The organism is Salinimicrobium oceani (genome assembly GCF_012037645.1).
Map to the genome: position 1 here is coordinate 21756 of NZ_JAAVJR010000003.1, position 11978 is coordinate 33733.

Annotated in this window: 7 protein-coding genes; 5 read left to right on the forward strand and 2 right to left on the reverse strand. The window is 42.1% G+C overall.

The window, feature by feature from the left end; all coding sequences use genetic code 11:
* The first annotated feature begins 81 nt into the window (after positions 1 to 81).
* From HC175_RS05910 to tnpA, 3 genes are all read left to right on the forward strand, one after another.
* Entirely contained in the window at positions 82 to 1407 is a 1326-nt protein-coding gene (locus tag HC175_RS05910) for a restriction endonuclease subunit S (protein ID WP_168137571.1), read from the forward strand.
* A complete protein-coding gene (locus HC175_RS05915; RefSeq protein ID WP_168137572.1) occupies positions 1404 to 4406 on the forward strand; it encodes a type I restriction endonuclease subunit R in 3003 nt (1000 codons plus the stop codon). The genes HC175_RS05910 and HC175_RS05915 overlap by 4 nt, the downstream gene beginning before the upstream one ends.
* 414 nt (positions 4407 to 4820) lie before the next feature.
* Positions 4821 to 5273 carry an IS200/IS605 family transposase gene (gene tnpA / locus HC175_RS05920; RefSeq protein ID WP_168137573.1) on the forward strand — a complete coding sequence of 151 codons (453 nt, stop codon included), beginning with the start codon at positions 4821 to 4823 and terminating at the stop codon, positions 5271 to 5273.
* A gap of 134 nt (positions 5274 to 5407) precedes the next feature.
* Here the strand turns inward: tnpA and HC175_RS05925 are convergent, their stop codons facing one another.
* Entirely contained in the window at positions 5408 to 6250 is an 843-nt protein-coding gene (locus HC175_RS05925) for a DUF1206 domain-containing protein (protein ID WP_168137574.1), read from the reverse strand.
* Between the two features lie 779 nt (positions 6251 to 7029).
* Here HC175_RS05925 and HC175_RS05930 point away from each other — a divergent pair.
* Entirely contained in the window at positions 7030 to 8031 is a 1002-nt protein-coding gene (locus HC175_RS05930) for an IS110 family RNA-guided transposase (RefSeq protein ID WP_168137575.1), read from the forward strand.
* 940 nt (positions 8032 to 8971) lie between these two features.
* On the opposite strand, the gene HC175_RS05935 is transcribed toward HC175_RS05930, so the two are convergent.
* Positions 8972 to 10087: a DUF2914 domain-containing protein gene (locus HC175_RS05935; protein ID WP_168137576.1), complete on the reverse strand. Its 1116-nt coding sequence runs from the start codon at positions 10085 to 10087 to the stop codon at positions 8972 to 8974.
* Positions 10088 to 11193: 1106 nt separating this feature from the next.
* Here HC175_RS05935 and HC175_RS05940 point away from each other — a divergent pair.
* Complete coding sequence (locus HC175_RS05940) at positions 11194 to 11811, forward strand: class I SAM-dependent methyltransferase (protein WP_235942534.1); 618 nt, start codon at positions 11194 to 11196, stop codon at positions 11809 to 11811.
* The last annotated feature ends 167 nt before the right edge of the window (positions 11812 to 11978 follow it).

The window sequence follows — 11978 nt, forward strand, 5'->3', positions numbered from 1 at the left end:
AGCTGATTGTCCTGCGGTCAATCACGTTCGCAATCTCGCCACTAGTTATAAATGAGTATTTAAAAGAAATAAACATAGCCAATGCCAGAGAATTGGAAAACATATAACCTTGGAAACCTCATAGAGCATCAAAAAGGTTTTGCCTTTAAATCAAAATGGTATCAAAACAGTGGAGCAATTATCGTTAGAGTTTCTGACACTACAGATAATTCCATAGATATCTCAACTTGTAACAAAATTGATATTGATCTCGCAAGCTCTTACGAAAGGTTTAAGATTCAATTTAATGACATTGTTATTGCTACCGTTGGATCCTGGCCTCCTAATTATGCCTCTGTTGTGGGAAAGGTCATCAAAGTTCCTCAAGAAGCCGACGGATCACTTTTAAATCAAAATGCTGTTCGCTTAAGGACTAAAAATCCTGAGAAGTTTGATCAGAAATTCATTTATTATTTGATGAAATCAAAGACCTTCCTCAAGTACATCGTGCATTCTGCCCAAGGAAGTGCTAATCAGGCCAGTATTAAACTAACTGATATTTTTAATTTCTCTTTTTCTCTACCAAATATTTCAGAACAAAAATCCATCGCCTCCATCCTTTCAGCTTTAGACGATAAGATCGAGCTCAACCTCCAGATGAACAAAACCCTGGAAGAAATGGCAATGGCTTTATACAAGCACTGGTTTGTTGATTTTGGGCCTTTTCAGGATGGGGAATTTGTAGATTCAGAATTGGGGGAAATTCCGAAGGGATGGGAAGTGAAACAATTGGAAGATATAATCAAATTTTCCAATGGATATGCTTTTAAAAGCAAGCAACTTCTTAAAGAGGAAGAACCAGACACCTTTCATATTTTTAAAATGGGTCATATCCAAAAAGGGGGTGGTTTGAAGGCTGATGGAACCAAAAGTTGGATTAAAAAAAGGGACTGTAAAGGATTAGATAAATTTATTTTGAGAACCGGTGATATTCTTATGAGTATGACCGATATGAAAGACAATATGACAATTCTAGGACATACTGCTTTGATGAACGAAAACAATAAATTTATTGTAAATCAGCGGGTCGGTCTACTTCGTGTAGCAAACAATTGTGGAATAGATTATCCATATGTGTTTTTGCTCACCAACAGCTCAGACTTTATTCAGCGTTTAAGAAGTCAGGCAAATAGTGGGGTTCAAGTAAATCTTTCAACAAATGCTATAAAATCAGCTAAAGTTGTAGTTCCAAATAAAGAAGTAAACGTAAAATTCAACAACATTACACTTCCTTATTACGAAAGTATTAATCAGAATGCCTTGGAAAACCAAACCTTAACCAAACTCCGCGATACCTTACTGCCAAAACTCATCAGCGGGGAAGTCCGCGTGAAAGATGCGGAGAAAACCTTATCTGAAGTCTTATGACACAAATGATCGAGATCACGGTACAAAAGGCGGCCATAGAGTGCCTCAAGGAGTTGGGGTACACTTATAAAGAAGGCAATTCCCTGCAGCGGGATCTCAAAAAGGTGGTTTTGGAGGAGGATCTTCGGGAATTTTTAGTGAGCTCCTATCCCGGCGTACCTGGCACCGCCATTAACGAAGCACTTTCAGCTTTTACGCAGCACGAGGGAATGGATCTCGATCACCGTAACCGCGATTTTCATCTTAAGATGACCCAGGGGGTTTCCATTACCTGGAAAGATGCTTCTGGCAAGGAACAGGCCCGGCACCTCTACCCTATCAATTACAGTGAACCTGAGAAAAATACATTTGTGTGTGCAGATGAAGTGAAGATCATTGGCAAGAACAGCCGCCGCACAGATCTGCTCGTTTTCATCAACGGACTTCCGCTCATTGTTTTTGAATTCAAGAATATGTTTGATCCCGAAGTGGGCGTGGAAAACGCGCACCGGCAAATTGGGCATTACTTTCAGGATATTCCGCAGCTGTTTGATTACAATGCCATCACGGTAGTTTCAGATGGGCTGGAAACCCTGCACGGGATGTACAATTCCTCCCTAAAGTGGTTTGCTCCGTGGAAAAGTGTATACGGGGATGACCTTCAGCAGCAACAGGAACTTCAGCTGGAGACCTTGCTGAAGGGATTATTTCCGAAGAAAACCTTATTAAACTACCTGCAAAACTTCATTTTCCACGAAGACCACAACGGGAAAATAATCAAGAAAGGGGCAAAATATCACCAGTACTGGGGCATCAAAAAAGCGGTGGACTCTGCGGTAGAAAATATTAAACCCAAGGGCGACGGCCGGCTGGGAGTGATCTGGCACACGCAGGGATCTGGCAAAAGCATTTCGATGGCCATCCTTACCGGGATCCTGAGGCAAATGCCCGAAATGAAAAATCCCACCATCCTCATCCAGGTAGACCGCAATGACCTGGACCAGCAACTCTATGAGAATTTTGTGCTGTGCAAAGACCTGGTGGGCCACGTACAACACGCCGATACCACAGATGAGCTGCGGGCCCTGCTGAGCACCGATGGCGGCGGGGTGATCTTTACCACCATTGAGAAATTTCGGTTAAAAGAACTGGCTTCGGGAAAAGAGCTCTCCCACCCGGTACTTTCTGAACGTACCAACCTTATCGTGATGGCAGATGAAGCCCACCGCACCCAGTACGGGTTCCATAGCGGCGGCTTTGCGCAGAACATAAGACGCGCCTTACCCAATGCCTCCTTTATAGGCTTCACCGGAACTCCCGTAGATGGCAAAGATGCCGATACCCAGCAGGTTTTTGGCCCCACCATTCACACCTACGACATCAAACAGGCCGTGGAAGACGGTGCCACGGTGCCCATTTATTACGAGCCAAAAATGGTTCCGCTCAACATCAAAGCCAAATATGATAAGGAGCTGGATGAAATGGAAGAAGATGAAGACGAGGAGAACAATGCCGTTTGGGCCGCGATAGAAGATGCCGCCGGGGCTGTGGACCGCGTGGAAAGGGTTGCCAAAGACATCCTCACCCATTTTAAGGCCAGGACCGAAAGCCTGGAAGGCAAAGCGATGATCGTGTGTATGAGCCGCAAGAACTGCGTAAAAATGTACAATGCCCTCACCGCGCTGGAAGGCTGCCCTGAAAGTGCCGTGATAATGACCGGGAACATCAGCAAAGATCCCACAGACTGGAATCCACACATACGGACCAAAGATGCGATGGAAGCCATTAAAAAACGTTTCCGCACGCCCGAGGATCCGCTGCAAATTGTGATCGTTCGCGATATGTGGCTCACGGGATTTGATGCCCCCTGCGCCCATACGATGTATGTGGATAAGATAATGAAAGGCCATAACCTGATGCAGGCCATTGCAAGGGTGAACAGGGTTTTTAAAGACAAACCCAACGGACTCGTAGTGGATTTCATAGGCATCTCCGGCTTCCTTGCCGAAGCCACCAAAAAATACACCGCCGGAGGTGGGGAAGGAAAACCCACATTGGATCTTGAAGCTGCGGTAGAAATTTGCCTGGAGCAGTTGGAGAAAGTGAAAGATTTGATAGGTGGATTTACCCTGGAGGAACTTGATCAAATGACCAATCTTGAAAGACTGAAATGGCCAAAAAAAGTAGTAGACCAGCTTCTAAAAAATGATGCTGTTACTGACAATTTCCTGCTGGAAGAACGCAAGCTTTCTGAATTGGTTGCAATGACCAGTTCCGACCCCAGAATTTGGGATAAACAGGAAGAAATAGCCGTAGTTCAAAAAATAAGAAAGATCATAAGACAGATCAAATTCCCTCCCGGTCCGCGCAGGGAAAAGAATGAAAAGATAAAAGACCTGATAAGCAAATCTCTGGAATCTCAGGAAATTGTAGACCTGGCAAAAATGTACAACCTGGATAAGATCGATATTTCCATAATAGATGACCGCTTCCAGGCCATTGTAAAGGAAAAAGGCGACGAGAACATCAAAGTTGAACTGCTGCGCAGGATCATCAATGACGAGATAAGGGTGCGAATGCCCAAGAACATCCGCCGGATGCGGAAGCTGAAAGAAGAGCTGGAAAAAGTACTGAGCAATTACCACCGGAATTCTTTGGATTCCATAGCCGCCATCAAGCATTTGCTGGACATCGCCAATGAATTTCAGCAGGATGATATCAGGACCAGGCAACTCGGTTTATCTGAAGACGAACTGGCATTCTATGACCTGTTATCGGCCAACGAAAAGCTCCTCAACCAATCCGGCCCCATCCAGGACCTGGTGCATAAAGTAGTTGACTCCGTCAAGAAAAACCTGCAGCTCGACTGGACCAAAAAAGAAGACGCCCGTGCCGCGATTAGGTTGGCGGTGAAAAAAGAATTGCGGGGAAAAGTGCCATTTTCGGAACTGGATAATTTGTTGAAAGAGGTAATTGAACAGGCGGAGGGTCAGTACAGGGACTGGCCGATGGAGGCTTAGCGGAATTATTACGCCCCTTCAGGGCTGACCTATTACGCCCCTGCAGGGCTGACGTATTACGCCCCTGCAGGGCTATCACTTTGCTATACTTAATCCATCCCGCTTCACGGGCTGTTAGTATAGTTCGCCCCTTCAGGGCTATATAATAGTAAACCTTTAATGGAGGCATCCCCTTAGAAAAAGCGTAACTTCAGTAAAGCCTCGAAGGGGCGAGATAGCTTAACGATGGGTGAAGCCCATCAGAAAAAGGCGTATCTTAAGTAAGCCCTGGCGTAATAGCTTAACGATGGGTGAAGCCCATCGGAAAAAGGCGTATCTTAAGTAAGCCCTGGCGTAATACCCTAACGATGGGTGTAGCTAATCAGAATAACGCATAACGAAGTAGCCCTGAAGGGGCGTAATACACGAACTACTATGGGTCAATCTCTCGTAAAAAATTATGTACATCTTATCTTCAGCACAAAACATCGTGCTCCATTAATCCTACCTCCCGTAGAACAGGAACTGCACAGCTATCTGGGAGGGATATGCAACAACTTAGAGTGCCACGTGATAAAAGTTGGTGGCTATACCGACCATATCCATATCCTCTGTATGCTATCAAAAAAGATAGCCCTGATGAAATTGATGGAAGAATTAAAATCACATTCCTCTAAATGGATAAAGACCAAAGGAGTGGAATATGCAAACTTCTACTGGCAGGATGGATACGGGGCTTTTTCAGTAAAACCTTCGGAAATTGACAGAGTCATTGCATACATCTCTAATCAGCATGAACATCATCGTAAGAAAACATTTCAGGAGGAGTATCGGGATTATTTGGATAAATTTAATGTCGAATATAATGAGAAGTATGTCTGGGACTAATATGTATGGTTCATCTATATTACGCCCCTTCAGGGCTATATCATTCTGCCTTCTTTAATTCATCCCGCTTCACGTGATGGTTATGTATCAAGCCCCTTCAGGGCTATACCTTCACTCTGATCAGAGACCAGGCTTCACCCCTTCTTCGGATGAAAATTAGGATCTGAAGGATCGTTATCCAGGTCGTAGGTGATGCCTAATGCAAACATGAAGAGTCCGTAGCAAATGATTCCGCAGGCGACTATAGCAAAAGGGATCTTGCCAATGTGATCGCCAATGAAGTTGAAGGCTTTATCGGTATTGACCACATAATCGGAATCCTTAAGAATGCCCGATTTTATGAAAAAGTAACCGATGATGCCCAGAATCACACCCCGGGCTACATAGCCCGTAAAGCCGAGGAAAAAGATGGTCGCCTTTTTCTTTCCACTGAACTTCACGATATCAAGACGCTCCCGGTATCCCCGGGTAATTCCGTAGAACAATTGCACTGCGGCAGTTACGGCAATCAAGAGACCCAGGCCCACGACCAGCCATTTCCCCCACCCAAAATCCAGCATACTGGCTGTCATTTCCCTCTGCTGTTGAGCACTGCCATCTTCAGAAAAATTCGCTGAACCCATAAGAACTACCAGTGCAGAATAGGCAATAAGCGCATCGGCAAAGGAGCTGAGGCCAATGCCGGTACGACGGGCAAGTCCTTTCCAGCCATTTCCGTAGTGATAGGGATCCCGAAAGGATTCATAGATGCGCCATACGATATAGCAAAGCATCCCCAGTAGGATGGCCCAAATGATAAGCACACCTCCCGGCCAATCCCGCACATAAGCTAGAAGGCTGTTTTTAGAAGCGCCGCCGTCCTTGAGCCTCAGCAGGGACAGAATGGCAATGATCCCAATAGCGCTATAGATAAGGCCGGTGGATATGCAACCCAGAATAGGGAAATATTTGATGTACTTCTTCTTCGCTTTTTTCACGGCAGAAACAGATTTGATCCTTAAAATAAGAATTTTACATTTTTCTCCCGTCAACTTGAGTGAAGTTCTATAAGCTACAGCGAATACAATTTTTTTCGAGAAGGACAGGAATTGGGAAACGCCTCTGTTCTCGATTCAGCTTTCCCCCTGCGCTGCAGCTGGAAAGCCACTCGAACTGACGGCACTATCATTCAGGATTCAGAACTTAAAATTCAAGATTTTCTCCCGTCAGTTCGAGTGTTTTCATCAATGCGGAAGCAGTGAGGAAAAAGTATCGAGAACACGGGAGTTTCAATGTAGCCTCTGTTCTCGATACAATTTTTTCATCCGCTCCCCTCCAATAAAAACCACTCGAACTGACGGCGGTAATCTTCAATTCTAAAGCGGCCTATCGAAAATCTTGTGTGAAAATTGAAATGAGCGAGCCGTAAAATTTTAGGCTGTTTGAGCCCAACAAATTTTGTAGAGAGAAGATTGTTGGAGGCGAGTTCCTAAAATTTAGGCTCCGAATGAAAATTTAAGCAATATTTTCGTAAGCCTAGACTTTTTTGGTTCTCGTACGTTTGTTAAGATTTAAGTTTCTTTGGAGAAAATGGCAGTGAAGATAGGAGATATATTTTGGTTCAGGTAGTCATATAGATATACCGTTAAAAAGAAACATACCCTATCTTCATTTGCTTCTCCGAATCTGAGCAGTACTTAGGGAGCTTTAAAAGCATCCCGCGTAAATACGAGAAAAGATTGTAAGGAGCTTTCTGCCATCATTAAATAACATCATTATGAAGGTAGAAAAATTTAGTGTGGGAATTGATATTTCCAAAGACTTTTTAGATTGTATTATTGGCTTTTACCCTACCGGAGATGCCATCAAATTTTCTAAAGTCAAAAGATTTAAAAATTGTATTGACGGCTTTGAAGATCTACTTGGATGGGTAGAAAAGGGCAGGAACAGCAGTAAAATTCTATTTGTAATGGAAGCAACTGGTGTCTACTACGAAAATCTGGCTTATTGGTTGAGTGGACGTGATTTATCATTAGCTGTGATCCTTCCTAATAAAGTCAATCATTTCTCTAAAAGCCATAACTTCAAGACCAAGACAGATAATGTAGATGCTCAAATCTTAAGTAGAATGGGTCTGGAAAGAAGATTAGATCGCTGGCAAGTCCCTTCGCCCCAGATGCGAGAAATTAAATTTCTCACCAGAGAATACAGAGATTTAAAATCAAAACTTGTTTGTGCTAAAAACCAACTCCATGCTAAAACTACTGCTTATAAATGTCCGAAGTCATTGCAAAAGCGACTAAAGCGTCAAATTAAAATGCTTGAAAAACAAGTATTAGAAGTAGAGGCTGAGTTGAGAATAACAGTAATGGAAGATGATGCTCTGGCGGATCAAGTAGAACGTATAGAATCTATACCTGGAGTAAGTTTTATGACAATAATTTGCATTCTTGGAGAAACTGACGCATTCGCTTTGATCCGTAATTCAAAACAGCTTGTGAGCTATTGCGGATTAGACATCCAACATCATCAGTCGGGGAATACTGAGGGAAAACAAAGGGTTAGCAAAAAAGGGAATAGTTACATCCGAAGTGCTTTATATATGCCAGCGCTAAGTGCTTTACAGCACAATCCGGATCTTAAGATATTCTATAACCGTTTAGTGGATAAGAACAAATTAAAAAAGAAAGCAGTAACAGCTGTGGCAAGAAAGCTACTTATACTGATCTATGTTTTATGGAAGAACAACTCGGAATTCGAATATAATTACGCCAACTAAAAAACAGGCGGATTATATTTGGAATTTATCGCAGTACCTTTTTTGGGCGATGCAAAAAAGAACAGGAATAGATTAAGGAGATCGATTTCAGAGGTGTATCCTAGCAAACGTTACGATAAAACTATTTAGCAACCAGAACCACTGGAATACCAAAACCTCTGTTCTCGATACAATTTTTCCTTTCGCTTCCGCTCAGTAAAAACAACTCGAACTGACGGCACTATTATTCAGGATATAGAATTAGCATTCTGGATTTAACTGCCGACTGACCACTGCGCACTGCCTACTTTTCGGTACGCCTCTGTTCTCGATACAATTTTTCCTTTCGCTTCCGCTCAGTAAAAACCACTCGAACTGACGGAGTTTGTATTCCGGATTCAAAATTTAATATTCAAAATTCAGGATCGGGAGATATTTATATTTGAAATTTGGTGCTTAAAAGAATACCTCCCAAAAATGCTATTTTTGACTCTCCTCCCGTCAGTTCGAGTGTTTTCATCAATGCGGAAGCATTGAGGAAAAAGTATCGAGAACACGGGAGTTTGAGAATCGCCTCTGTTCTCGATACGATTTTTTCATCCGCTTCGCTCCTGCAAAAATCACTCGAACTGACAGCAATATTATTCAGGATATAGAATTAGCATTCTGGATTTAACTGCCGCCTGACCACTGCGCACTGCATACTTTTCGGTACGCCTCTATTCTCGATACAATTTTTCCTTCGCTCCCGCTCAGAAAAAACCACTCGAACTGACGGCAAAGAGATTCCGAATTCCAGATTCAGGATTTAAGATTAAGAGATACTGAAATTTGGAATTTAGCCCTCCTGCGCAAAAAGCTCCGGCGGGTAGATGTTTGAAAATTGGTGCTTTTAATGGAAATTTGCTGCTTCAAAAAATACCTTCCCAAAATGCCATTTTTGAATACCCGTCAGTTCGATTTAAAATGATTTCTTTATCATTCCTTCTTCATAAGGTTCAGAAGTGGTTTTAATCTCAAAATCCACAACACCAAGTATGAGTTCCTCTTCTGTAATGACTTCCACTTTCCACTGGCCTTCCCTAAGGTTGTTTTTATGAGTATATCCCCGGAAACCAAGATCACGCCCCCCGGTAACTTTAAAACTAATATCATCTGTTACTTCCCATTTCCCGGACTCAGGATTGTACCATTTCCATCTATGAAAAATAGACTTTTTTAAGTCTGTAGGTGCAAAAACAGAAGTGAAGACATAAGCTCTTTGACCTGCCTGCCGATGAAAATTGGTGTCATATTTACGCCAGAATACATACCATGGGCTCCTCTCGTAAGTAACGATATATTCGTTATTCAGTTTTCGCACATCATGTGCCACTAACCCAGTATCCAGTGCCAGCGGCACCGGGGGAATAAGATTGAAGGTATAAAAAACATTAATTGTTATGTAGATAGACAGGATAAGACTAATGAGTTTTTTTAAACTTATCTCAGCTCTTGTGCCCGGGCTTGATCTGTAAATAAACCTGACGAGCGCCAGCGTACTCCCCAAACTTACAAGTCCCGAAATGATGAAAATAAAGGTATTCATTTCCTTGATCAGCGTGGGAATCATAAAAGCGAAAAAGGTAAAACTTATAAAAAAATAAACACTAAACTGAAGGTATTTATTGGAGATCTTCTTCTTAAGAAACTCGTTTGCAAACAAGAGCAGCACCAGCAGTATGAAAAAAAACATAGTTTTTGACATGGACACACTTCTGAAGAAATAGATAACAAAAGCACTTGAAAGGGCGCCAAAGAAGAACTGTATGGCTAACGGAAAATATTCAGAATAGCGTCTGATAAAAGCACCTTCCCACCTGTCATTTTCCACAGTATTGTATAAATAAAGCGTTATGGACAATAAGGTCATATGCGAACAAAGTACAACCGTATCATATACCCGATCTATTCGCCCTAAGGTCAAAGTATCAAAAATAAAACCTCCCATAAAAAAAATAATGGGAGCGTATTTTTGATTACGAGATACGAACCTTCCAAAAGCACTATTTCTATATTTATCTAAACCTCTTCTCATCACATTTTGAGTAGCGCCAAATGTAGGGGAAAAACTTCATCCGGGTATTTCGCCTCTGTTCTCAATACAATTTTTTCATCCGCTCCGCTCCTGCAAAAATCACTCGAACTGACAGCGGTTGCATTCCGGATTCAAAATTTAAAATTCAAAATTCAGGATCGGGAGATATTTATATTTGAAATTAGTGCTTAAAAGAATACCTCCCAAAAATGCTATTTTTGACTCTCCTCCCGTCAGTTCGAGTGTTTTCATCAATGCGGGAGCATTGAGGAAAAAGTATCGAGAACACGGGAGTATTTCAGTCGCCTCTGTTCTCGATACTTTTTGCCTTCGCTATTGCTCAGCCAAAAAACTCGAACTGACGGCGGTTGCATTCCGGATTCAGAATTTAAAATTTAAAATTCAGGATCGGGAGATATTTATATTTGAAATTTGGTGCTTAAAAGAATACCTCCCAAAAATGCTATTTTTGACTCTCCTCCCGTCAGTTCGAGTGTTTTCATCAATGCGGAAGCATTGAGGAAAAAGTATCGAGAACACGGGAGTATTTCAGTCGCCTCTGTTCTAGATACTTTTTGCCTTCGCTATTGCTCAGGCAAAAAACTCGAACTGACAGCGTCTGGATTCCGGATTCAAAATTTAAAATTTAAAATTTTCTCCCGTCAGTTCGAGTGAATCTGGACCAGCGATAGCAGGGGCAGATTAGTATCGAGAACACGGGAGTTTCAATGTCGCCTCTGTTCTCGATACAATTTTTCCTTTCGCTTCCGCTCAGTAAAAATCACTCGAACTGACGGCAATATTATTCAGGATATAGAATTAGCATTCTTGATTTTAACTGCTGACTGATCACTGCGCACTGCCTACTATTCCGTACGCCTCTGTTCCCAAAACATTTTTTTCATCCGCTTCGCTCCTGCAAAAATCACTCGAACTGACGGCGTCTGGAATCCGGATTCAAAATTTAATATTCAAAATTCAGGATCGGGAGATATTTATATTTGAAATTTGGTGCTTGAAAGATTACCTCTCAAAAATGCTATTTTTGACAATTATAAATGACAAGCCATAAAAATATAAAAAAGCCCTGGCCAACAAAAGCTGCTATGGCGCAGATCTATGAACAAAATCTGTGGGGCGGCATGGATACTGAATTCTATTCCGGTGCAGGCTCCCATCATTCTGAAACAGTGAACCCTTATATAGCAGTAGTATCAGAATTTCTAAATGGTTTTGACAGTCCGCCAACAGTTTGCGACCTTGGGTGCGGAGATTTTAATGTGGGAAAAGAACTGGTAAAGTATTGTACAAAGTACATCGCTGTAGATATAGTCCCGGAACTTATATCGCGGAACAAAAAGGAATTCACAGCAGCCAATCTTGAATTCCGCGCTTTCGATATTGCCACCGCTGACCTTCCTCCTGGAGATTGCGCGATTTTAAGGCAGGTGTTGCAGCATTTATCAAATGCTGAAATTCATTGCGTGGCAGAAAAATTATATCAGTTCAAATACATTATCCTGACCGAACATTTACCAGAAGGTGATTTTGAACCCAACAAGAATATTATCTCCGGGCAGGGGATCAGGTTAAAAAAACACAGTGGCGTAAAGCTTACCGCACCACCATTTAACTTGCAGGTCAAAGAAGAAAGACAGTTTTTATCTGTCCCTGCCCCAGGTTTTAAAGGAGTCTTAGTTACTACTTTATACCAATTAAGATAAACGCAATCCAGTTTAGTAGTATTACTTCTAGCTTTTTTTCCAGATTTTCACTGTAAAAAGCAAAAAATACCCTTTTAGGGGTATTTTATGGCAGCGATCGCCTATCTATCTTAGCAGCGTCAAAGTGTTGAAATGGACAGGAACAGATCCATAGAGAAGTTTTGGTA

Bases quoted from the DNA above. Each gene is read 5' to 3' on its own strand.
- HC175_RS05930 (WP_168137575.1), top strand. From the start codon at position 7,030: ATGAAGGTAGAAAAATTTAGTGTGGGAATTGATATTTCCAAAGACTTT.
- HC175_RS05915 (WP_168137572.1), top strand. From the start codon at position 1,404: ATGACACAAATGATCGAGATCACGGTACAAAAGGCGGCCATAGAGTGC.
- HC175_RS05910 (WP_168137571.1), top strand. From the start codon at position 82: ATGCCAGAGAATTGGAAAACATATAACCTTGGAAACCTCATAGAGCAT.
- tnpA (WP_168137573.1), top strand. From the start codon at position 4,821: ATGGGTCAATCTCTCGTAAAAAATTATGTACATCTTATCTTCAGCACA.
- HC175_RS05935 (WP_168137576.1), bottom strand. From the start codon at position 10,087: ATGAGAAGAGGTTTAGATAAATATAGAAATAGTGCTTTTGGAAGGTTC.
- HC175_RS05940 (WP_235942534.1), top strand. From the start codon at position 11,194: ATGGCGCAGATCTATGAACAAAATCTGTGGGGCGGCATGGATACTGAA.